This is a genomic window from Bradyrhizobium sp. IAR9 (genome assembly GCF_013408065.1).
GTDB lineage: Bacteria > Pseudomonadota > Alphaproteobacteria > Rhizobiales > Xanthobacteraceae > Bradyrhizobium.
This window is the reverse complement of the sequence record NZ_JACBZW010000008.1, coordinates 1-22,251: the sequence shown is the minus strand read 5'-3', so window position 1 is coordinate 22,251 and position 22,251 is coordinate 1. Positions and strand designations below refer to the sequence as shown.

Genomic DNA, 22,251 nt, shown 5'->3' with positions numbered 1-22,251 from the left:
AAGCTATCAGTGACTGACTATCGCAAGCTCTTTGATCTCACCGGCAAGACGGCCGTGGTGCTCGGCGCCGCATCGGGCATCGGCAAATCGTCGGCCGAGGCGCTGGCTGGGCTCGGGGCCCGCGTTGTTTGCGCCGATCGCGCGCTTGACGCCGCGGAGGCGACCGCCGTCGGCATTCGCGACAAGGGCGGCTGGGCTGAAGCAGCCAGCTGTGACGCCGCAAGCGCTGCGGACGTCAATGCGCTGGCCAAAACGGTGATGCAGAAATTTCCGCGGCTCGACATCGCGGTGACGACGCCAGGGCTCAACATCCGCAAGACCATCCTCGACTACACCGAGGAGGATCTCGACCGTGTCCTCAACCTCAACGTCAAGGGCACGGTGTGGTTCTTCCAGGCCTTCGGCCGCATCATGGTCGCGCAAAAGGGCGGCAGCATCATCGCCTGCTCGTCGGTGCGCGCGGTGACCATCGAGCCGGGCCTCGGCGTCTACGGCTCAACCAAGGCGGCGATCGGCCTGCTGGTGAAGGGCTTCGCCTCCGAGGTCGGCCATGCCGGCGTGCGCGTCAACGCGATCGCGCCGAGCATCGCGGAGACCGCGCTGACCGGCCCGTTCAAGCAGCGGCCAGACATCTATAATCTCTACGCCGGCCATACCGTGTTCAACCGCTGGAGCAGCGCCGACGAAGTCGCGACCGCCGTGGCCTATCTCGCTTCGGACGCCGCGAGCTATGTCAGCGGCAGCACGATGTTCGTCGATGGCGGCTGGACCGCCGTCGACGGTCCGCCGACCGGTCTCACCCAGCTGCACAAATAGGGCGTCATCGGCATCTAGCCGGTAAAGCCAGCGCGCTGGCGCAGGTCCTTCCGATCTGCGCCGGTCAGCAACGCGATCAGCGCGGCCGCCTCCTTCGGATGCGCCGCCCGCGCGGTCACGCCGGCCGTGTACATCGTCACGAGTTCGCAGCCGGGAGGCAGCGCCCCTGACAGGGCAATGCCGTCTGTCGCGATGATCTCGGTCGCCTGCGTGCATCCGATCGGCCGCGTCGCTGTGGACGCCGCGAGCTCCCGCATCGCGGTTGCACCGTTCGGAAAGATCTTGAGGCGCGATGCCACCTCATAGGCGATGCCGAGCTGGTCCAGCACTTTTGCGAAATGCTGTCCCGCGGTCGAGGCCTTGGTGTCGGGGACGTAGATTGCATCGGCACCGCGTAGTACCTCGCGCAGATCGGCCTCGGTCTTCACCGTCACCTTGGCATCGCGGCTGCGGACCGCCAGCGCGGTCTCGACCCGGCCGACATCCGTGATCGAGGAGGGGACGATGAGCTTCTCCTCGGCAAGCCTCGCAAGCAGCGCCTGCGTCAGGATCACGAGATCGGCCGGCGTGCCCGCGCGCAGCTTGTCCGCCATCACGCCGACCGCACCAAATTCGCCGTCGATACCGAGGCCGGTTTGCGCCTTGAAGGCCTCGGTGACGCCGCGCACCAGGCCTTGTGCCGCGCCTCCGCTCAAAACGTTCATTGTCGTCAAGACGCACGCTCCATCGCTGCAATGATCTTGTCGCGCGTGATCGGCAGGTCACGCACGCGGACGCCGAGGCAATCGTGAACCGCATTCGCGATCGCCGCCGTCACCGGCCCGTGCGCAGCCTCGCCGGCGCCGACCGGCTCGATCTCCGGGCGCTGGATGATCTCGACATCCACCGCCGGCACCTCGCTGAAGGTCAGGATCGGATAGTCGGTCCAGGAGGTCGAGGTGATGCGCGTCCGGTCGAAGCGGACGCGCTCCTTCAGCACCCAGCTCGTGGCCTGGATTGCGCCGCCCTCGATCTGGTTGATCACGCCGTCCGGATTGATGGCCTCGCCGACATCGACCGCAAGCGTCAGCCGCTTGACACGGATGTCGTCAGCGCCCTCGATCTCGGCAATCGCGGCGCAATAGGCGCCCGTGTTCTTGTAGCGGGCAAAGCCGACGCCATGTCCGATGCCGGGTTGCTTCTGCGGCTTCCAGGCGGCGCGCCTCGCCGCGGCGCGGATGACGTCTCTGGCCCGTTCGTCCCGCAGATGCCGCAGACGGGACGCGATCGGATCTTCGCCGCGCAGGGCGGCGATCTCGTCGAGCAGGGACTCGATGGCGAACACGTTGCCTTGGCCGCCCAGCGTCCGCAACGCCGAGGTCCGCACCGGCATGGTCAGCAGCCGGTGGCTCGTGATGGTCCAGCCCGGGAAGTCATAGAGCGGAACGGAGTTGCGATCGCCGCCGCCGCCATTGGCCGCGGGCGGATTGGTCGAGATCATGCGGGGATGGGGATTGGCGATCTCGGTTGCCGCGAGCAGCGCCGGCTGCGCCGCGCGTCCCGGCCGCGCCGCATGGCCGTTGCTCCAGATCGCATGGCGCCAGCCGGTGATCTCGTTGCCTGCGTCGAGATCGGCCTCGATCTCGATGGCCATCGCCGCCCCAAAGGGCGCGTGGGACATCTCGTCGTGGCGTGACCACTGCACCCGCACCGGACGGCCGCCAGCGGCCTTGGCCAGGAGCACGGCGTCGAGCGCGACGTCGTCGGCCGCGTTGTGCCCATAGCATCCGGCGCCCTCGATGTGCTCGACGACGATGTTCTCGGCCGGCAGCTTGAGGACGATTGCGAGATCGGCGCGCAGCAGGTAGACGCCCTGGCTATGCGTCCAGACATGGACACGATCGCCGTCCCATTGTGCGACGGCGCAGGACGGCGCGATCGAGGCGTGGGCGATGTAGGGGCGGGTGTATTGCCGGCGGAGGGTTTGGGCGGGTTTGTGCGCTGGCCCCGCCGCCTTGGCGTCGATGACGGTGGTCTCGACCGGCTGGCTCTTCAAAAAGCCCGCCAGATCGTCTTCATCCGGCAACGGCTCACCGGCCGACCACGTCGCGCCCTTGCGCAGAGCCTTGAGGGCCGCGTCCACCGCCGCCTCGTTGTCGGCGACGACGCCGGCAAAGCCGCCGTCGCGGACGATCGCAACGACGCCGGGGACGGCGCGTGCAGCCTCCTCATTCAGTGCGATCAATTTGGCGCCCGAGATATCCGGCCGCAGCACGCGCCCATGCACCAGTCCCGGCAGCGCAAGGTCGTGAATGAAGCGCGGCCGCGCGAACACCTTGTCGGGAATGTCGACACGCTGGACCGAGCGTCCGGCGACGGTGCGCCCGGCGGCACTCTTCGCTGTCGGGCCTGGGGTGGCGTCCTGGTCGAGCGAGACCTCGTCCATCAACTCCCAATAGCTGGTCCTGACATTGCCGGGACCCGAGATGGTGCCGTCATCGATATCGAGCCGCGATGCATCGACGCCGAGACGTTCCGATGCCGCGCGAAGGAAGCGCTGGCGCACCTCGGCACAGACCTGGCGCAGCGCGCGGCCGGACTGCTGGATCGAGAGACTGCCCGAGGTGACGCCTTCATTCGGGCTGGTCGCCGTCGAAGCGCGGATCATCTGGATCCTGACGATCTCGACGTCGAGCTCGTCCGCCGCGATCTGCGCCAGCGCCGTGACGATGCCCTGGCCGATCTCGACCTTGCCGGGCGAGATCACCACACGGCCGTCATCGGTGAATCGCACCCATGACGACAGCTTGGGATTGGCCGCGAGGCTGACCGGCAGCCTCGGGGCAGGAGAGGGCGCGCTCATGACGTCGCCACCTCTGCTGCCGCACGCAATACGGCGCGGACCATGCGGTTGTGCGACCCGCAGCGGCACAGATTGCGATCCAGCGCGGCCCTGACCTCGGCTTCCGTCGGGGACGGATTGCGCTTCAGCAGCGCCGCCGCGCTGATCAGGATCCCCGCGACACAATAGCCGCACTGCATCGCCTGTTCGGTGATGAAGGCGCGCTGCAGCGGATGCGGCTGCTCCACTGTCCCGAGGCCTTCCACCGTGACGACGTCCTTGTCCGTGACCGACCACATCGGCATGTCGCAGGAGGCCATCGCGCGGCCGTCGACCATGACATGGCAGGCGCCGCACTCCCCGGCGCCACAGCCGAAATGCGGCCCAGTGATGCCGAGTTGGCTGCGTAGCACATCAAGCAGCATCTGGTCGGGATCTACATCCACGGCGATCGCCGCGCCGTTGAGCCGGAATTGAACGGAGGGCATGAGCAGTACGGCCTCAGGACTTGTCGAATTTCTTGACGACGTCGGCCCATTTCTCGATGTCGCCGCGCAGGAATTTGTCGAACTGGTCCGGCGTCATCGACATGGGCACGGCGCCCTGTTCCGTCCAGAGCTTGACGATGTCGGGTCGCTTCACCATTGCGTTTACGGCCGCATTGAGCTTGTCGATCACGGGCTTGGGTGTTCCCGCGGGCGCCATCAGGCCAAGCCAGATCGTGGCCTCGTAGCCTGCGACACCGGCTTCACCTGATGTCGGCACGTTCGGCAGCACGGTCGAACGCTGCTTGCCTGTCGTGGCGAGCGCGCGCACCTGATTCTCGGCGATGTTCGGCGCCATCGCCGGCACCGCGTCGATCATCATCTGCACCTGTCCGCCGATCACGCCGCTGCGCGCCTCGCCGCTGTTGCGATAGGGCACGTGCACGACATCGATGCCGGCCATGGCTTTGAACAGCTCGCCGGCCATGTGGTAGGGCGTGCCTTGGCCCGAGGAAGCGTAATTCAGCTTGCCCGGCTGCGCCTTGGCGAGCGCGATGAACTCGGCCAGCGTCTTCGCCGGGACCTGCGGGTTCACCACGATGACGAGATCGGAATAATTCACCGGCGCGATCGGCGCGAGGTCGCGCATCAGCTCGTATTTGCGCTTGTCCGCCGTCAGCAGCGATTCATTCGCGGTCTGGGTGTTGGACATCATCAGCAGCGTGTAGCCGTCGGCCGGTGATTTCGCGGCCTCAATGGTGCCGATGACGCCGCCGGCGCCGGTGCGGTTCTCGACCACGAAGGGCTGACCAAAACTCTCCTGGAGCACGTTGCCGATCAGCCGGGCCGCGACGTCGGCCGGCCCGCCCGCGCCGAACGGCACGACGATACGGACCGAATGGCTGGGATAATCCTGCGCGAATGAGGGGGCTGCGGAGAATGCGGCAAGCAGGCCGGCCGCCAATGCCAGCACGGATCTTCGGGCGATCATGCCCACCTCCCTGATATCGTTCTTGTTGGCCGGCACTGTAGCGGCAGGGAATGCGGACTGTCGACGGCTCACAAAGCCGATTGTATCAGGGACTATCGCGCGGTTTTCGGGGTGACTGCGCCGCCTTCGCGCTTGCAGCAGGAACCCGCGGCGCGCGCGCTTTGAGCAAATCGCATGGGCCGTGCCGGATAAATGCGCTCGGCTGGCTGGTATTTTGGTGTTACGAACTGGGACATGAACCAGCACGCCAAAATCGAAATCCGCCATTCGACCTGTCCGCATGATTGCCCCTCGGCCTGCGCCCTCGATGTCGAGGTGGTCGAAGGCCGCAGCATCGGCCGTGTCCGCGGTTCGAAAAAGCAGACCTACACGGCCGGTGTCGTCTGCGCCAAGGTTGCCCGCTACGCCGAGCGCATACATCACCCCGAGCGGGTCACGTTTCCGATGCGCCGCATTGGGCCGAAGGGCTCGGGGCAATTCGCGCGCATCTCCTGGGACGAGGCGCTGGACGAGATCGGGCATCGCTTCAATCAAGCCGAACGCGAGTTCGGCGCGGAATCGATCTGGCCCTATTATTACGCCGGCACGATGGGCCTGGTGATGCGCGACGGTCTCAACCGTCTCACGCATGTGAAGAAATATTCGCGCTTCTATCAGACCATCTGCGCCAATGTCGCGCGCATCGGATTCGCGATCGGCACCGGCAAGATCGCCGGCGTCGATCCGCGCGAGATGGCGCTGTCCGACCTCGTCGTGATCTGGGGCACCAACCCCGTCAACACGCAGGTCAACGTGATGACGCACGCCTCCCGCGCCCGCAAGGAGCGCGGCGCGAAGATTGCGGCGGTCGACATCTACGACAACGAGACGATGAAGCAGGCTGACATCAAGATCATCCTGCGTCCCGGCACCGACGGCGCCTTCGCCTGCGGCGTCATGCATGTCCTGTTCCGCGACGGCTACGCCGACCGCGCCTACATGGACACATACACCGACTGCCCCGCCGAGCTCGAGGCGCATCTGAAGACGCGCACGCCGGAATGGGCGTCCGCGATTTGCGGCGTGCCGGTGGCCGAAATCGAAGCCTTCGCGAAAGCGGTTGGCGAGACCAAGCGCACCTTCTTCCGCTTTGGCTACGGCTTTACGCGCAGCCGTAATGGTGCGACCCAGATGCATGCGGCAAATAGCATTCCCGCGGTGACCGGCGCCTGGCAGTATGAGGGCGGCGGCGCCTTACCATCATCGAGGGCCACGACGCCATCGACCAGAGCATCCGTGCGCTCGACCAGTCCAAGATCGGCCGTATCCTCACCGGCGATGCCGAGGCCCTGCGCGGCAAGGGGCCAGTCAAGGCGTTGCTGATCCAGAACACCAATCCGATGACGGTGGCGCCGGAGCAGGCGCTGGTGCGGCAAGGCTTTGCGCGCGAGGATCTGTTCGTCGCGGTGCACGAGCAGTTCATGACCGAGACCGCGCAAATGGCCGACATCGTGCTGCCGGCCACCATGTTCATGGAGCATGACGATCTCTATTACGGCGGCGGCCACCAGCACATCTCGGTCGGGCCGAAGCTGATCGACCCGCCCGGCGAATGCCGCTCCAACCACGAGGTCCTGCAGGCCCTGGCGCCGCGGCTCGGCGCCAGACATCAGGGTTTCGAGATGACGCCGCGCGAACTGATCGACGCGACCTTGAGGCTGAGCAACCACGGCGACATCGGCGGCCTCGAGGCCGACATCTGGCGCGATCTGCAACCGGACTTCCGCACCTCGCATTATCTCGACGGGTTTGCCCATGCGGACGGGAAATTCCACTTCAGGGCCGATTGGGCGCATCCGCCGTTCGGCGTGACCATGGGCAATTTCGACAAGATGCCTGATCTGCCGGACCATTGGGCGGTGATCGAGCACACCGACCAGGCCCATCCGTTCCGGCTCGCGACCAGTCCCTCGCGCAGCTTCCTGAACACCACCTTCAACGAGACGCCGTCCTCGCAGGCACGCGAGGGCAAGGCGAGCGTGATGATCCATCCGCTGGATGCCGCCGCGCTCGACATCGCCGAGGGCGATGCGGTGACGCTCGGCAACCCCCGCGGCGAGACCACGCTGGTGGCGACGCTGTTCGACGGCGTGCGGCGCGGCGTGCTGATCGCGGAGTCCGTTCATCCCAACAAGAACCATATCGGCGGGCGCGGCATCAACATGCTGACGGGCGCCGAAGCCGTGGCGCCGATCGGCGGGGCCGCGTTCCACGACAACAAGGTCTGGATCAGGAAAGCGGCCACCCCTTAGGGGCTGCACTCGGTGACGCCGTAGCCCGCGAACTCCTTCGCAATGTTCGGGTTCATGGACTTTGCCTGCGCGATATCGGTGGCGCCGTCGCCGCCGTTCTTGCGGGTGGCGATGCCGCGGCCGAACAGCGACGATGAGGAGCGCGGGTTGCGCTGGATCGCGTCGGTGTAATCCTTGATCGCCTCAGCGGTCCGGCCGAGCTTGAGGTTGACGAGCCCGCGGCTGTCGAGCGCATCGCTCAATCCGGGATCGACCTGGAGCGCCAGATTGCAGTCGGCGAGCGCGCCCTGCAGATCGCCGGTCGCCGCGCGCGTCCAGCAGCGATTGTTGAGCGCCTCGCCATCCCCAGGATTGCGACGGATCACGAGGTCGAAATCCTGCATGGCGGGCGCGTAGGCGCGCTTGATCGCGTAGACTTGGCCGCGCTTGTAGCGCGAGGCGACGTCATTGGCATTCGCCGCGATCTTGCGGCTGAGATCGGCGATGACGGGATCCCTGGCGAGATCGTTCGCGCTCGGGGCAGGTTCTGCCTGCGGCACCTCGCAGACCGGTTTCTGCGGCTCCGGTTTCTGAGGCTCCGGCTTGGTCGGGTCGCCGATCTTGTTGTCGGGCGGCCGCGTCACCGAACCTCCGAACGAGAATTCCGTGGTGAGCGAGGACGACAGCCACGGCACCTGCTCGCGCCTGGTGGCGGCGACGACGCCGTTCTTGGTGTTGGTCAGGGCCTGCTCGGCGCTGATGTTCGGCGCACGCATCTCGCGCAGCAGTTCGGCGACGAACAGGCCGTGCTCGGTCTTGCCGCTGGCCGCGACCGCACCGAGCGCGGCGGAGTAGAGCACGAGCGAATTGCTCGGCGCGATCGCCGGGGCAAGGCCGGCCGAATAGCGGCGGAAGCGCCGCTCGAACGGGTTGCGGCGCGAGGCGTCGATCAGCGCGATCTTGATCGCCGCGCCGCGCGTGTTCATTTCGGCGAGGATGGTGTCGAGGCTGAAGCCGTCGCGCGCCACATCCGGCTCCGTCCAGATCTGCGCGTCGACCGGAAGCAAATAGGTCTGCCGGTTCGACTGGATGGCAAATCCGTCGAAGAAGATCAGCGCCACCGCGCCACGTTCGATCCGGGCGTAGAAGCGATCCAGCACCTGCCGCATGGCGTCGGCCGTGAGATTGCTCTGCCGGTCGACGACGAAGCCGTCGCGCTTCAATTCTTCAGTGACGTCCTGGGTGTCGTTGGCGACCTCGTTCAGCACGAACTCGTTGTCGGGATATCTCGCATTGCCGATGACCAGCGCCAGTTTCGCGGCATCGGCCGCGTGGCTTGCGGGCGCTGCGCCCAGCACGAGCAAGCCTGTCAGCAACAAAATCGTCGCGGCGCGCATGAAATGGCTCATCGGTGATCAAAATCTCCAGTCAGGATAACGGCCGTCACCCGCAATTCAATCACCAAGCGAATTTGCGCCCACACGCTATGGTGACACGGTGTTGCAGATTGCCCTTGCGCGCGACGCCCGTCCTGCCGCAAATGGCTGCAAAATGGATGGCAAGGAAGCGAGCGTACCATGACCGACACCACAGCAATCATCACAGAGAAGCGCGGGCAGGCGTTCTGGATCACCATCAACCGGCCGGAGAAACGTAACGCGCTGAACGGCGAGGTCATCGCCCGCATCACCAAAGGCTATCGCGACGCGCACGACGACAAGGACGTCCGCGTCATCGTGCTGACGGGCGCGGGCGACAAGGCGTTCTGCGCGGGCGCCGATCTGCAGAATTCCGGCGCGGCTTTCGCGATGGATCATTCCAAACCAAATGTCGACTATGCCGATCTGTTACGTTTGTCACAGAACGCCACCAAGCCCGCGATTGCGCGGGTCGGCGGCGTCTGCATGGCCGGCGGGATGGGCCTGCTCTGCATGACCGACATGGCGGTCGCGGCCGATCACGTCGTCTTCGGCCTGCCGGAGGTGAAGGTCGGCGTGTTTCCGATGCAGGTGCTGAGCCTGCTGCAGTCCATTGCGCCGCCGCGGCTCGTCAACGAATGGGCGCTCACCGGCGAGCCGTTCGATGCGAAGACGGCGCAAGCCGCGGGTCTGCTCAACTACGTCGTGCCCACCGCCGAGCTCGATGCCAAGGTCGACTGGCTGATCGGCCGCATCGTCGACAAGTCGCCGACCGCGATCCGTCGCGGCAAATACGCCATGCGTGCCATCGCCTCGATGTCGTTCGACGAGAGCATCGCCTACACCGAAAGCCAGATCGCGCTGCTCGCGATGACCGAGGACGCCAAGGAAGGGTTGAAGGCGTTCAGCGAAAAGCGGAAGCCGGTCTGGACGGGAAGGTGAGGGGCGCTACCGCGCACGCAACTCGTAGGGTGGGTTAGCGTAGCGTACCCACCGCTTCTGCTGCCGCAGAGAAAGAAGAGGTGGGTTACGCCCTGCGGGTCGCGCTTTGCGCGCCCACAGTGCTAGCCCATCCTACGGCATGTCAGCCCGCGTTGGGCTTCAGCCCCGCCGCCTGGATGCCCGCCACCGCGCAGGCCTCGTCATTGTCGGAGGTGTCGCCGGAGACACCCACCGCGCCGAGCAGCGTCGTGCCGTCCATGATCAGGACGCCGCCGGGGACCGGCACCAGCGCGCCCTTGGCGATGGTGTTCACGGCGTCGATGAAAAAGGCTTGCTCCTGGGCGCGCTGGAACAGCGCCCGCGAGCCCATGCCCATGGCGAGCGCGCCATAGGCCTTTCCGTGGGCGATCTCGCCGCGCATCAGGCTGGTGCCGTCCTGCGCCGCGGCGAGCTTGAGCACGCCGCGCGCGTCGAGGATGGTGACGACCAGCGGCTTGAGCTTGAGTTCGCCGGCCTTCGCGAAGGCGGCGTCGAGGATCTTGCGGGCGGTGTCGAGGGTGAGGTCAGCCATGGCTGGTTTCCTTTGCGATTGAGTTGGTTGAGGAATTGGATTCGGCACGATCAAGGCTCATCGCCAGCACGCGCGCGACGTGAAGCGCCTCGCGCTGGGTGCCGTCATGGATCTGGTGGCGGCAGGAGGTGCCGTCGGCGACGACGAGAGTCGTCGGGTCTGCGCGCCGCACGGCGGGCAGCAGCGACAGTTCGGCCATCTCGATCGAGGCATCATAGGTGTCCGCGCCATAGCCGAACGCGCCGGCCATGCCGCAGCAGCTCGACTCGATGGTCTCGACTGCAAGGCTAGGGACGAGGCGCAGCACCTGCTCGACCGGCTTGAAGGCGCCGAAGGATTTTTGATGGCAATGGCCGTGCACGACGGCCTTCTCAGCGACGGTGCCGAGCGGCAGTTGCAGCCGGCCGGCCTCGGCCTCGCGCACCAGAAATTCCTCGAAGGTCAGCGCATGGGCGCCGACCGCCTTGGCGTCGTTGTCCTTGCGCAGCGAGGCGAGCTCGTCGCGCAGCGTCAGCAGGCAGCTTGGCTCGAGGCCGACGATCGGCACGCCGCGCGCGGCAAAGGGCGCAAAGGCAGCGACCAGCCGATCGAGCTCGACCCTGGCTTCATCGACGAGGCCGGCGGACAGGAAGGTGCGGCCGCAGCAGAGCGGGCGGCCGCCGCTCAGCGCCTTCGGCAGATGCACGCGATAACCGCCGGCCGTGAGCACGCGCAGGGCGGCATCGAGGTTCTCGCGCTCATAGATGCGGTTGAAGGTGTCGGCGAACAGCACGACCTCACGGCCATCGACGGGCCCGACCACGTCAGCCGCCGGCGCAAACACGTCGCTGCGGAAGGCGGGCAGGGCGCGGCGCGCGCTGATGCCGGCGAAGCGCTCGAGCAGCTTTCGGAGCAGCGGGCTGCGGTTGCGCAAATTGGCCAGCGGCGCGAAGCGCGATGCGAGGCCGGCATAGCGCGGGAGATAACCGACCAGGCGGTCGCGCAATGTCAGGCCGTGCGAGGCGGCGCGCGCGGCCAGCACCTCGATCTTCATCTTGGCCATGTCGACGCCGGTCGGGCATTCGTGGCGGCAGGCCTTGCAGGAGACGCAGAGTTTCAGCGTTTCCATCATCTCGTCGGACGACAGCGCGCCGGGGCCGAGCTGGCCCGAGATCGCAAGGCGCAGCGTGTTGGCGCGGCCGCGGGTGACGTCCTTCTCGTTGCGCGTGGCGCGATAGGACGGGCACATCACGCCGCCCTCGAGCTTGCGGCAGGCGCCGTTGTTGTTGCACATCTCGACCGCGCCCTGGAAGCCGCCGCCGGCGCCGGGATAAGCCGACCAGTCGAGCTTCGTCTTCAGCTCGCCGACGCGATAATGGGGCTTGAAGCGGAACAGCGAGCGGTCGTCCATCTTCGGTGCGTCGACGATCTTTCCGGGATTGAGCACGCCATCGGGATCGAAGCGCTGCTTCACCTCCCTGAAGTCGGCGACCAGACGCTCGCCGAACATCGTCTCGTGGAATTCGGAGCGCACCAGGCCGTCGCCATGCTCGCCGGAATGCGAGCCCTTGTACTCGCGCACCAGCGCGAAGGCCTCTTCGGCGATCGCGCGCATCGCCTTGACGTCCTTTTCCAACTTCAAATTCAGCACCGGGCGCACATGCAGGCAGCCTTCGGAGGCGTGCGCATACATCGTGCCGCTGGTGCCGTGTTTGGCAAACACCTCGTTCAGCCGTGCGGTGTAGTCGGCGAGGTGCGGCAGCGGCACCGCGCAATCCTCGACGAAGGAGACCGGCTTGCCCTCCTGCTTCATCGACATCATGACGTTGAGGCCGGCGGCGCGGAAATCGGCGATGCCGCTCTGCAATGCAGGGTCGGTGATCTCGACCACGCCGCCCCATTTGCGTTTGTCGTTGGTCCAGCCGAAACCGAGATCGCCCATGAGCTCACCGAGCTGTTTGAGACGGAGGACGTTGTCCGCCTGGTCTTCTTCGGCGAATTCGACCACCAGCACGGCGTCCGGATCGCCCTTGATCGCGGCGGAGATAATGGGACGGAACATCGCGATGTCGCGGCCGAGCGCGAGCATGGTGCGGTCGACCAGCTCGACCGCGATCGGCTTCAGCTTGACGAGATGCTGGGCCGCATCCATCGCCTCGTAGAAGCTGCCGAAATGGCAGACGCCGAGCGCCTTGTTGCGGATCACCGGCCACAGCTTCAGCTCGACCTTGGTGGTGAAGGCCAGGGTGCCTTCCGAGCCGACCAGCAGATGCGCCATGTTGTTGCGCGCATTGCGCGGCACCAGCGCATCGAGATTGTAGCCGCCGACCCGCCGCTGCACTTTGGGAAACCGCGCGGCGATCTCGTCGGCCTCGCGCGTGCCGAGATCGAGCATGTCGCGGAACAGGGCGCGCGCGCTGTCGTTGGCGTCGAGGTCGGAGAGATCGCGCGAGATCTCGCCGTAACGGCTCAGCGTGCCGTCGGCGAGGGCGGCCTCCATCGACAGCGTGTTGTCGCGCATGGTGCCGTAGCGGAGTGAGCGCCCACCGCAGGAATTGTTGCCGGCCATGCCGCCAATGGTGGCGCGCGAGGCCGTGGAGACGTCGACCGGGAACCACAGGCCATGCTTCCTGAGCTGGCGGTTGAGATCGTCGAGCACGATGCCGGGCTCGACCACGCAGGTGCGGCCCTCGACGTCGAGCGAGAGGATGCGATTCAGGTGTTTCGACAGATCGACCACGATCCCGTCATTGACGGTCTGGCCGCATTGCGAGGTGCCGCCGCCCCGCGGGGTGACCTTGCGCCCCTCGTCGCGGGCGATCGCCAGCGCCAGCAAGGCCTCGTCCATGGTCTTGGGCACGACCACGCCGACCGGCACGATCTGGTAGAACGAGGCGTCGGTGGCGTAGCGGCCACGGCTGAAGCGGTCGAACAGGACATCGCCGGTGATTTCCCGGGCCAGGCGTGCCGCCAGGCTGCCCTTTTGAGCCGATTCCGGTGATTTTCCAGCCACTTCCGCCGCCATGGTCCGCTTTCGCCTGTTCGCCGGCACCGTCTTGCCTCCCGTCACGGCCCTTGGCAAGCGAGCCCTGCTTCTTGTGCATTGACGGACCTCGCCGGGCGAGGGACAAGCCCGGCGAATAGTGATATGCGAGCGGCTCGCGGGAGCCCCGAATTCGGGCCCCCGACGCTCACGTCGAGACAAGCCTCAAAGACCGGGAAGGACGCCGATGACCGTGCACACTGGAAGGCATTTCTTACAGATTCCAGGACCGACCAACGTGCCCGACCGGGTGCTGCGGGCGATGGACATGCCGACGCTGGACCATCGCGGTCCGGAGTTCGCCGAGCTCGGTTTTGCGGTTCTCGCCTCGATGCAGCGGGTGTTCCGCACCAAGCAGCCCGTGATCATCTTCCCCTCGTCCGGCACCGGCGCCTGGGAAGCGGCGATGGTCAATGTGTTCGCGCCCGGCGACAAGCTCCTGATGTGCGAGACCGGCCAGTTCGCCGTGCTGTGGCGCGGCATCGCCGACAAGTTCAAGCTCGACGTCGACTTCATCCCGAGCGACTGGCGCCACGGCGCCGACCTCGCCGAGATCGAGAAGCGCCTCGTCGCCGACAAGCAGCACGCGATCAAGGCGGTCTGCGTCGTGCACAACGAGACCTCGACCGGTTGCGTGACACCGCCCTTGGAGGTGCGCAAGCTGCTCGACCGCGTCAAGCATCCGGCGCTGCTGATGGTCGATACCATCTCCGGCCTCGGCTCGATGGAATATGAGCACGACGCCTGGGGCATCGACGTCTCGGTCGCCGGCTCCCAGAAAGGCCTGATGCTGCCGCCCGGACTCGGCTTCAACGCCGTCTCGGAGAAGGCGCTGGCCGTGGCCAAGGCCAACCCCGGCATGCGCTCCTACTGGGACTGGCAGGAAGTCATCAACTTCAACAAGCTCGGCACCTTCCCCTATACCCCCGCCACCAACCTGCTCTACGGCCTGCGCGAAGCGGTCAAGATGCTGGAGGAGGAGGGGCTGGAGAACGTCTGGACCCGCCACAAGCGCCACAGCGCGGCGACGCGTGCCGCGATCAAGGTCTGGGGCCTGGAGACGCAGTGCGCCGACCCGGCTGCACACTCGCCGGCGCTGACCGGCGTGCGCGTGCCTGATGGCCACGACGCCGACGCCTTCCGCAAGGTTGTGCTGGAGAACTTCGACATGTCGCTCGGCACCGGCCTGAACAAGGTCAAGGGCAAGGTGTTTCGCATCGGCCATATCGGCCACTTCAACGATCTGATGCTGATGGGCACGCTCGCCGGCGTCGAGATGGGCCTGGATCTCGCCAAGATTCCGCACCGGAGCGGCGGCGTCCTGGCGGCCATGGACGTCCTGAAGGGACGCGACGTGGTGCCGATGACCAAGGCTCAGGTGGCTTAACGCCTCGGCAGGTCTCGAGGAACTTAAGAGAAGAGAGCGCGCGATGAACGCACCGACGACTGCCAACGAAGACCTGCTCTACTCCGTCCAGGACGGCATCGCGCGGATCACCTTCAACCGCCCGCAGGCGCGCAACGCAATGACCTTCGCCATGTATGATCGCATGGCGGAGATATGCCAGGAGATCAACGCCGACCGTTCGATCAAGGCGCTGATCCTGACCGGCGCCGGCGACAAGGCGTTTGCCTCCGGCACCGACATTTCCCAATTCCGTGCGTTCAAGACCGCGCAGGACGCGCTCGACTACGAGGCCCGCATCGACCGCGTGCTCGGCACGCTCGAGCAGTGCCGCGTGCCCGTGATCGCGGCCATCGCCGGCGCCTGCACCGGCGGCGGCGCCGGCATCGCGGCCTGCTGCGACCTGCGCATCGGCACCGAGACGACGCGCATGGGCTTTCCGATCGCGCGCACGCTCGGCAACTGCCTGTCGATGTCGAACATCAGCCGCGTCGTCGCGCTGGTCGGACCGGCCCGCACCAAGGATCTGATCTTCAAGGCGCGGCTCGTCGAGGCGCCGGAGGCGCTGGCGCTTGGCCTCCTCAACGAGGTCGTGCCCGACGTCGAGACGCTGCAGCGCCGCGCCGATGAGACCGCAAAGCTGGTCGCCAGCCACGCACCGCTCACGCTGGAAGCGACCAAGGAAGCGGTGCGCCGCATCCGCCGCACGCTGTCGCGCGAAGAGGGCGAGGACCTGATCCTGAAAGCCTATATGAGCGAAGATTTTCGCGAGGGCATGGACGCCTTCCTCAACAAGCGCACGCCGAACTGGAAGGGCAAGTAGCCTGCGTCATTGAACGGCTGCGCCATATTAGGGCGTTTACTCATAAAGGCGCAGACGTCGGCTTTGAGATCTAAGCAGAAATTTTCTGCTCAATCAGAGCGTCGCCGGTTTTGACCCATTGCGGAAATTCCGTCGTTCGGTGTATGCGGTGTCCCTGAGGGACTGGATTGTTCTCACTAACTTTGAGTAATCGGCCCAAAACGCTCAGCCAGAGCACCGGATCTTGGCGTCAGGAACGCCCCCTCGATCTTGGCATGTTGACTTTTCAAATACTGAAGGGATGTTAGGACAATCTGTCGGTTCTGCTTCGTGGCGGCGCAGCTACGACCTCGATCGTTGCTGACACGGTCCGTATCAGCTCAGATTGCCTTTGAACTCGGCAGAGATGCTCGGCGGAATGGTGCGCATATAGACGACGATCCCTTTTCATCCTATTCAGCTCCTCATGACCTAAGGCGGCGGGGCTGGGAAGAGAATAGCGCGCTCGCAGTCCCGAGAGGAGTGAGGGCGACTGAACGTCGTCTATTGGCCCGGAGACGATCCAAGCTCCGGCCGCTCTTAGGTCTGCTGTCGGTAGTGGACCGGTCACGAGGCCGCCCTCGCCGAGCGGCAGGTCGTTCGCAATCTGTTACTACGACAACGTAGTTATGTAGTCGCAATGTAGGACTGTTGGTCTTGCAGCGTCATCAAAGAGAACTGTAACGCCGCCGGTGCGTTGGCTGAATTCGACAACCGTGCCAGTTTTGTGAGCCAAATCCGGGCATCGAAGCGCTCCAAGCTCACTTATTTTGAAATGGGTGCCGACGGCAAACCTGCGTGCCTCATGAACAATCATTTTACCATCCGAATTAAAGAAAAGGACGATTTAAAGGAATCATTATAGCGCAAGCTGGAAATTTCGCAACCTAAGGTATGTTGGTGGGCGTTGCAGCTTGGTCCAGCGACGGAGTGATGGGGGTCATGCCGATAAACAAGATGCCGGATTTTCCCTCGTATTTTGGCTATTGGCTTCTTTGGCTGGTTGCGGGTTTCGTCGTTTGGCTCTTTAGCATAGCGCTGTTCTGGTCCGGACACTGGATCATTGGCGTTATGGCCATCCTCGCGACCATCGCTGTCTATTTCCGTCACGGGATGGCAATCGCAAAGCAGCGGGAACGATGGCTGCGCTTTTCGTACGGCCCCCGCTATCGCCGGTATTCTCTCCGAGAGCGTTTCGGCACGGGTTCTCCGTTTCGACCTCACAACGAGAGCTAATTCGGCGCAACTCAACCTTCCGCCTCTGGCCGACAGGAGACCTCTCACGCGTGCCGGGCGTAAGACCCCGGGACATCAATGGAATGCTGATGGGACACTTCGGCGTAGGCCAGTGAAAGCTCAATCAACGGACACCATCTACGTGATCCTGCTGATCACGACCCTTGTTCTGGGGTTCGTCGCAACCGTCTTAGGGGGGCCAGATTTCGAGTGGCTTGGGCGCGATGTTGAGGCGGCTTACATCTTCAAGCTGGTCGGCATCGGGCTGGTCGTGTTCTTCTTAATCGCGATCACCTTCAGCCTCATCTGAGATCGATCTTACAAACCCGGACGGCGCGGCGCCTTAGAGAGCGACGACACTCAGCGTAGCCGTCCGTGTTCGACGTCGCGCTGCGGTTTAGCTACGAATAAGCGGATTGCTCACCTCCGGGCCGAGCGTAGCCAGTGCATGCGAAACGTCGGTTTATGGCCCGAAGGCGAGCTTCGAACGGCGTCCTCAGTTGTCGGCTCGTTGGGGTAGACCGGAACCACCCGGCCGATCCTCCAAACGGCGCTAATGACCCGAAGCAGACTATCCCCGAGCCTCATCGATCTTTTGCCGAAGCTTACGCGCCCACCTTGGAGGCTCGGTACCAAAGAGGCTCGCATTTACTATTCCGCAAAGCGTGCCTAAGCCGAAACCGCCGAGACCAAGCCCTACCAGTAGCCCGAGCGCAAGGAACACGTACAAATCGCCGGACGACAAAGAAAGGAGCATCACTAATGTCGGCATATTGGAGCCTATAGCGAGCCACCAAGCCAATGTCGGTTTTTTGCGAGCAAGCAATAAAGTCAGCGGCCATCCCGCGACGAAGCCAATGACGGTGCAGATCAAGACGTACTTCATAGCCCGACCCTCGCTCAGGCGAGTTTAACAAAGATGAATATCATTGGTTGTAGTATGCCCAAATGTGCCTTGTGGCCCATCGCTTCCGTACGGGGCATTGCGGTGACCGGGGTCGGAGCTATAGCGGAATCGCCACGCCGCTGGTCAGAACGGCGCTGTTGACCCAAAGCCGACTTGAGGCGCCCGGTTTTTATTGGCCCGTCGTCACTGCGGTAACGAGCCCAAGCAAAGTCAGGAGAATGGTGAGGGGATCACCGCAAGCACGCCGTCGATGAAGGCTCGGCATTCTGCATGAGTCTTAAAGGTCCCCTTGTACTTCCCAAATAAGAAAACGGTTCGACCCTGCCCCTTTCCGAAAAAGTATTGGCCGACGGGCCGTCCGAGCTCGTCTTGGAGCTCAACGCTGCCAAGGGTTTGCACGGTCTTAAGGTCTATCTCGGGAAGGTTAATCTTCACGTCAGTCTCTGGCTCGCTAACGTGGTTCAGCTTCTTTGCGAGATGGGGGAGGCGACATTGGCAGTCACTAAGTCGCAACATTCATGGAAACGGTCGAACAGGGAAAGTCCAATTCGCTCTACAAACCGTGTGCGACCCCGCGTCCGCATGCCGCACTTTCCGCCTCTGCCCTTAGCCGGACCACGCTTACCACGGCGCAGCCGCGCTCTCTCCGGCTGCGCTTGTGAAGAATGGAGCACTTGTCCGACTTCATTCCAAAGCTGACTCAAGCCCTTGAGTTTTTTCTCAAAATTCTGAACTTCGGACCGCGACTAAACCCGGCTTCCCGGTGGGAAACATGGTCGATTGATGCGAGCGGGAGGCGGGTTGCGCGACCCGAAAGTTCGCCTTTAGGAACCGCTTAAATGATCTCTGCTGTGGCGTACAGGTGACATGCTTAGTGCGACTCCTCGGCTATGTTGCATCATCAAATTGCTCGCATTCCATGTCTAAAAATTGGGGAAGATAATGAAAAAGCTCGCCATCGCCGCCGCCGCTCTTGTCCTCGGCACCGCCGGCGCGTCAGCGGCCGATCTGGCCGCCCGGCCTTACACGAAGGCGCCGGCGCCTGTCGCCGCCGTTTACAACTGGACCGGCTTCTACATCGGTGCGCAGGCCGGTTACGCCTGGGGTGATAACAGCACCCGTGAGTTCGTCACCGCAACGGGCGCCCCCACTGGCTTCGTCCAAGGCTTCAACGCTGATGGCTTCGTTGGCGGTGGTCACATTGGCTACAACTGGCAGTTTGGCCAATTCGTCTTCGGTCTCGAGGGCGACATAGAGGGCGCCGACGTCAAGGGCGGTTATCGCCTGGCAAACACCAACGGCACGGACTTCCGGATCGACGCTCAGGCCTCTATCCGTGGTCGCCTCGGTGTAGCTTTCAACAATTCGCTGCTTTACGTGACCGGTGGTGCGGCCTGGGCAGATATGGACCACACCTACGTGCTCGCGAACGCGCTGTTCGAGACCGTCTCCACCACCCGCACCGGCTGGACAGTCGGCGCAGGCTGGGAATACGGCTTCACGCCCAACTGGTCGGCCCGTGTTGAGTACCGCTATACCGATTTCGGCACCTTCCGGAACAACTCCACCGTCTCTTTCCCCGGCTTCTCCTACGAGCACGATCCGGTGTTCCACACCGTGCGTGCGGGTGTCAGCTATCGCTTCGGCGGCCCGGTGGTCGCGAAGTACTGATCTGCCCAAGCCGATCAAAATCAGCAGCTCAAAGCCCCGGCGTCGTCCGGGGCTTTTTGTTGTCGGATAGTGAGCAGCTCCTGCGAGCGCTAGCATTCCGCTTCAGGGCCTTCAGCGACAAGCCTTCAGATATTCTCGGTGGATCATCAGCGACGAGTGGCGGCTTCAATGAGCGGCGCGATAGGATTGGAGCGAGCGGAAGCAGTGGCGATGTCAGCTTTTGGCCCCTAGCTGACCTGAACAGCGCTTGTTGGAAAGCCGCTATTAAGGGCCAAGCGGACCATCGCCTAATCGCGCCGCGCTCCACTGGGTTGCATTTCTCGTACCGTCCATCGACGCAGCCGAGGTCCGACGACCGCCAGCGGCGTCGACTTCAGTGCCAGCATCTCTTCGGTTCATGCCGACGTCAAATTCGAGGGTTCGCCCACCAGGGGCTCGAAACATCTCCAGGCGAAGACGTCGGCTGCGCATGTCGATACCCACTGCCGCTCGACTTGGGCCTGCAACTATCGCGTACTGCAAGGAATGCGCTCAACAACACGGCTCAACCAGCGGCGCTGGGCTGTCCTGCTCAACGCCCCCAGTCAAGGATTAGAAGGAGCTATCGTTGCGCCAATCCTAACTAGTGCAGCGACGCCGACGGCCGAAGCTCGGGGGCTAGTCAGCGTGAATGGTCAGAAAATCTAAGCATCTTATAAATTGGGCGGCTTGTCTTCCCGGTTGAGCAGCCCCAATCGTCGTTCAAGCTCTTCCTTTTTAGCCACGAGTCTAGCAGCGAGAATGTCATTGACGACCGTGTGGAGTCGCCACAGCTCATCGAGAGACATCGTCTCAAATGGCTTCCGTTCCATGAATCCCCCCGACTCACGAATTGCCCATAGATTGAGGCTATGAAGGGCAATTGGCAACTCGGGGCTTGTTACCCGGAAGGTTACCTACACTTACGGCGCCGACCTAGTTTACTGGAAACTAAACGCCCCGACCTTGACCGCGAACGGCGCAACTGGGCGTGCGCTAATCGGTTTCGCAGGTCAACCAATTCAGAAATTTGACGTTCGAGAAATACGCTACGTTGGTGCAGAGCAACAGCGGCATCGAAGATCCGACCGGAAATACTCATCACGACCTCAACACAACAGGACTGAATAAAATTCTCAAACAATCTTAGCATTACGACCCTCGACGGGCACAATTGCAAGGCGAATTCTTGGGCAACGCCTTGGTTCGAGAACGCGTGGGTGGCCTGATGCGTGAACGCTGGCCCCCGCGGCAATCCAACATCGTAGTGCGCGGCGAAATTCCCGCTTCCGGGTTCTATCTTCCCGTCGGGCGGGGCAAAAATTTAGCAGCCCAGAGGATCGTTCCTTTCGTCCAAGCCACGTGTTCCCAGCGCGGCCGATGTGCTTAGGAACTGAGATCTCAGCGTGACTTTTATCGCCAGGCGTAAAGGCGGGCGCGAATCGCTCGTTGCGCCGATACCCAGCAAGCAACTATGGCGGTTGCGGCGCGTTTCAGCTTCTGAACGATTGATCCAAAGAGCAAGGAAATGGGCATGGCTGACAAATCAACCTTCACATCCGACGAATGGAAAACCCTTTTGGAAAGCGTGATGGCTCCGGGACTCGCCGTCAGCGCCGCCGAGCCAAGTGGCCTCTGGGGTTTACTCCAAGAAAGTTTTGCGAGCGGCACGCTACTCGCGAAAGCCAAAATGGACACTGGTTCGAACACGCTCATCAAGGCCGTTGTCGATGACTTTGCAACAAGTGAGGGACGGACCGCGTCCCGAGATGGCCTGAAGGAAAAACTGAGCGGTAAAAAACCTGCCGAAGTGAAGGACGCCTGTATTCAAATTTTGCGGAAAGTTGACGGCATTCTCGCTGCGAAGTCCCCCGGCGACGCCGTGGCTTTCAAGAACTGGTTGCGTCAGATCAGCCAAAGCGTTGCCGAGGCGTCGAGCGAGGGCGGAGTCTTGGGTATTGGAGGTGTAGCTGTCAGCGACGCCGAGAAGGCGACCGTGGCTGAGATTTCCAGCGCACTCAAACTGCCAAGCTAAGCGGCAACCGGCGGGGCAACCCGCTCAATGGGAGCGGTGGCGGCTCGCAAGCTGAAGCCGACGTCAAGTTGTTGCCCAACAGGGGGCGTGTCTCCGCGACGGCCAATCCCATGATGCTTAGTCCTCTTTCTTTAGCGGTTAGTTTCTTGGCGTCATTGCCGCGATGGATCGGGATTGAAGCCGCGAACAACGCAAAACGAAAAAAAAGCGCATCGGGCTATGGCCGCCGACAAGCTACCGTGACTTAGCGTTGTCCTGTTGATGTCCCGTTTTGGCCTTTATGAGGTGCGGGGACGAGGAGCGTGGGCGCGCGATGGTCGATGAAGCCCGGCTTATCGCCCAAACAATCGACCCAAGCATCAGCTACGCTGAAGGTGCCCGTATAACTGTCTGCTTGATGCAGATCGTTGGCGATCAAGACAAGGATGGACAGGGCTGTACGTTGTGGCCCATCAGCGAAGTAACGCCCCCTCTGTCAGGCGAAAAGTATTCTTATCTCCGTATCAAATGATACAGAGCTTCTACCGGCTTGAACCTATTCCTAACGAGCGCCGGCAACTCGTGCGCGGAGGTCGGATGCATAAATCAGGCGCTGAGAGCCAGGGTGGAGGCCGTGCTCGCGCGATGTCATGTACTCGTGGCCTGCAACAATGACTGCTTGTGGCCCCGAGCGGACCTTCACGGTGATGGCCGTTGAGGGCCGCTTGTGACCCTGGCTGTGTGAAAACGCTGCGCTTGATGTGATTCGCGCGATATGATTCCCGCACGATTTGCGGGGGGCTGGAATGAAGCGCTTCGTTGC

At 63.5% G+C, this 22,251-nt stretch carries 15 protein-coding genes and 1 pseudogene; 8 read left to right on the top strand and 8 right to left on the bottom strand.

Annotation, left to right across the window (positions count from 1 at the left end):
* The first annotated feature begins 9 nt into the window (after positions 1-9).
* Positions 10-816, top strand: coding sequence for an SDR family oxidoreductase (locus GGD67_RS21265; protein WP_179735616.1), 807 nt, complete (start codon positions 10-12; stop codon positions 814-816).
* Positions 817-830: 14 nt separating this feature from the next.
* On the opposite strand, the gene GGD67_RS21260 is transcribed toward GGD67_RS21265, so the two are convergent.
* From GGD67_RS21260 to GGD67_RS21245, 4 genes are read right to left on the bottom strand one after another with little or no spacing between them, the layout of a single operon-like run.
* Positions 831-1,529, bottom strand: coding sequence for a substrate-binding domain-containing protein (locus tag GGD67_RS21260; RefSeq protein ID WP_179735614.1), 699 nt, complete (start codon positions 1,527-1,529; stop codon positions 831-833).
* A complete protein-coding gene (locus tag GGD67_RS21255; protein ID WP_179735612.1) occupies positions 1,526-3,658 on the bottom strand; it encodes a molybdopterin cofactor-binding domain-containing protein in 2,133 nt (710 codons plus the stop codon). Before GGD67_RS21255 ends, GGD67_RS21260 begins: the two co-directional genes overlap by 4 nt.
* On the bottom strand, positions 3,655-4,125 hold the full coding sequence (locus tag GGD67_RS21250; protein WP_179735610.1) for a (2Fe-2S)-binding protein: 471 nt from the start codon (positions 4,123-4,125) through the stop codon (positions 3,655-3,657). Before GGD67_RS21250 ends, GGD67_RS21255 begins: the two co-directional genes overlap by 4 nt.
* Before the next feature lie 13 nt (positions 4,126-4,138).
* Positions 4,139-5,113: a tripartite tricarboxylate transporter substrate binding protein gene (locus GGD67_RS21245; RefSeq protein WP_179735608.1), complete on the bottom strand. Its 975-nt coding sequence runs from the start codon at positions 5,111-5,113 to the stop codon at positions 4,139-4,141.
* A 234-nt stretch (positions 5,114-5,347) separates the two neighbouring features.
* On the opposite strand from GGD67_RS21245, the pseudogene GGD67_RS21240 reads away from it, so the two are divergent.
* Positions 5,348-7,404: pseudogene (locus tag GGD67_RS21240) on the top strand (molybdopterin oxidoreductase family protein).
* Here GGD67_RS21240 and GGD67_RS21235 read toward each other — a convergent pair.
* Entirely contained in the window at positions 7,401-8,792 is a 1,392-nt protein-coding gene (locus tag GGD67_RS21235) for a caspase family protein (protein WP_179735605.1), read from the bottom strand. The pseudogene GGD67_RS21240 and the gene GGD67_RS21235 overlap by 4 nt on opposite strands.
* 168 nt (positions 8,793-8,960) lie before the next feature.
* Here GGD67_RS21235 and GGD67_RS21230 point away from each other — a divergent pair, with 168 nt between their 5' ends.
* Positions 8,961-9,743 (top strand): enoyl-CoA hydratase/isomerase family protein, encoded by a 783-nt coding sequence (locus tag GGD67_RS21230; RefSeq protein ID WP_179735603.1) that lies wholly within the window; start codon positions 8,961-8,963, stop codon positions 9,741-9,743.
* Between the two features lie 142 nt (positions 9,744-9,885).
* On the opposite strand, the gene GGD67_RS21225 is transcribed toward GGD67_RS21230, so the two are convergent.
* Complete coding sequence (locus GGD67_RS21225; RefSeq protein ID WP_179735601.1) at positions 9,886-10,314, bottom strand: heme-binding protein; 429 nt, start codon at positions 10,312-10,314, stop codon at positions 9,886-9,888.
* Positions 10,307-13,318, bottom strand: coding sequence for an FAD-binding and (Fe-S)-binding domain-containing protein (locus tag GGD67_RS21220; protein WP_179735599.1), 3,012 nt, complete (start codon positions 13,316-13,318; stop codon positions 10,307-10,309). Before GGD67_RS21220 ends, GGD67_RS21225 begins: the two co-directional genes overlap by 8 nt.
* A gap of 205 nt (positions 13,319-13,523) precedes the next feature.
* On the opposite strand from GGD67_RS21220, the gene GGD67_RS21215 reads away from it, so the two are divergent.
* The 3 genes from GGD67_RS21215 to GGD67_RS21205 all read left to right on the top strand — a co-directional run bounded on the left by GGD67_RS21215 (position 13,524) and on the right by GGD67_RS21205 (position 17,128).
* Positions 13,524-14,723, top strand: a complete 1,200-nt coding sequence (locus GGD67_RS21215; protein ID WP_018319274.1) for an alanine--glyoxylate aminotransferase family protein — start codon at positions 13,524-13,526, stop codon at positions 14,721-14,723.
* Positions 14,724-14,766: 43 nt separating this feature from the next.
* On the top strand, positions 14,767-15,564 hold the full coding sequence (locus GGD67_RS21210) for an enoyl-CoA hydratase/isomerase family protein (RefSeq protein WP_018319275.1): 798 nt from the start codon (positions 14,767-14,769) through the stop codon (positions 15,562-15,564).
* Positions 15,565-16,960: 1,396 nt separating this feature from the next.
* On the top strand, positions 16,961-17,128 hold the full coding sequence (locus GGD67_RS21205; RefSeq protein WP_179735597.1) for a hypothetical protein: 168 nt from the start codon (positions 16,961-16,963) through the stop codon (positions 17,126-17,128).
* 261 nt (positions 17,129-17,389) lie between these two features.
* Here GGD67_RS21205 and GGD67_RS21200 read toward each other — a convergent pair whose 3' ends face one another.
* Entirely contained in the window at positions 17,390-17,704 is a 315-nt protein-coding gene (locus tag GGD67_RS21200; protein ID WP_179735595.1) for a hypothetical protein, read from the bottom strand.
* Positions 17,705-18,667: 963 nt separating this feature from the next.
* On the opposite strand from GGD67_RS21200, the gene GGD67_RS21195 reads away from it, so the two are divergent.
* Entirely contained in the window at positions 18,668-19,396 is a 729-nt protein-coding gene (locus tag GGD67_RS21195; protein WP_179735593.1) for an outer membrane protein, read from the top strand.
* Between the two features lie 1,552 nt (positions 19,397-20,948).
* Positions 20,949-21,449, top strand: a complete 501-nt coding sequence (locus GGD67_RS21190; RefSeq protein WP_179735591.1) for a hypothetical protein — start codon at positions 20,949-20,951, stop codon at positions 21,447-21,449.
* The last annotated feature ends 802 nt before the right edge of the window (positions 21,450-22,251 follow it).

What these genes read in the sequence shown, in the direction of transcription:
- GGD67_RS21235 (WP_179735605.1), bottom strand. Translation starts at nt 8,792, where the DNA reads ATGAGCCATTTCATGCGCGCCGCGACGATTTTGTTGCTGACAGGCTTG.
- GGD67_RS21250 (WP_179735610.1), bottom strand. Translation starts at nt 4,125, where the DNA reads ATGCCCTCCGTTCAATTCCGGCTCAACGGCGCGGCGATCGCCGTGGAT.
- GGD67_RS21255 (WP_179735612.1), bottom strand. Translation starts at nt 3,658, where the DNA reads ATGAGCGCGCCCTCTCCTGCCCCGAGGCTGCCGGTCAGCCTCGCGGCC.
- GGD67_RS21225 (WP_179735601.1), bottom strand. Translation starts at nt 10,314, where the DNA reads ATGGCTGACCTCACCCTCGACACCGCCCGCAAGATCCTCGACGCCGCC.
- GGD67_RS21210 (WP_018319275.1), top strand. Translation starts at nt 14,767, where the DNA reads ATGAACGCACCGACGACTGCCAACGAAGACCTGCTCTACTCCGTCCAG.
- GGD67_RS21230 (WP_179735603.1), top strand. Translation starts at nt 8,961, where the DNA reads ATGACCGACACCACAGCAATCATCACAGAGAAGCGCGGGCAGGCGTTC.
- GGD67_RS21245 (WP_179735608.1), bottom strand. Translation starts at nt 5,113, where the DNA reads ATGATCGCCCGAAGATCCGTGCTGGCATTGGCGGCCGGCCTGCTTGCC.
- GGD67_RS21215 (WP_018319274.1), top strand. Translation starts at nt 13,524, where the DNA reads ATGACCGTGCACACTGGAAGGCATTTCTTACAGATTCCAGGACCGACC.
- GGD67_RS21200 (WP_179735595.1), bottom strand. Translation starts at nt 17,704, where the DNA reads ATGAAGTACGTCTTGATCTGCACCGTCATTGGCTTCGTCGCGGGATGG.
- GGD67_RS21220 (WP_179735599.1), bottom strand. Translation starts at nt 13,318, where the DNA reads ATGGCGGCGGAAGTGGCTGGAAAATCACCGGAATCGGCTCAAAAGGGC.
- GGD67_RS21195 (WP_179735593.1), top strand. Translation starts at nt 18,668, where the DNA reads ATGAAAAAGCTCGCCATCGCCGCCGCCGCTCTTGTCCTCGGCACCGCC.
- GGD67_RS21190 (WP_179735591.1), top strand. Translation starts at nt 20,949, where the DNA reads ATGGCTGACAAATCAACCTTCACATCCGACGAATGGAAAACCCTTTTG.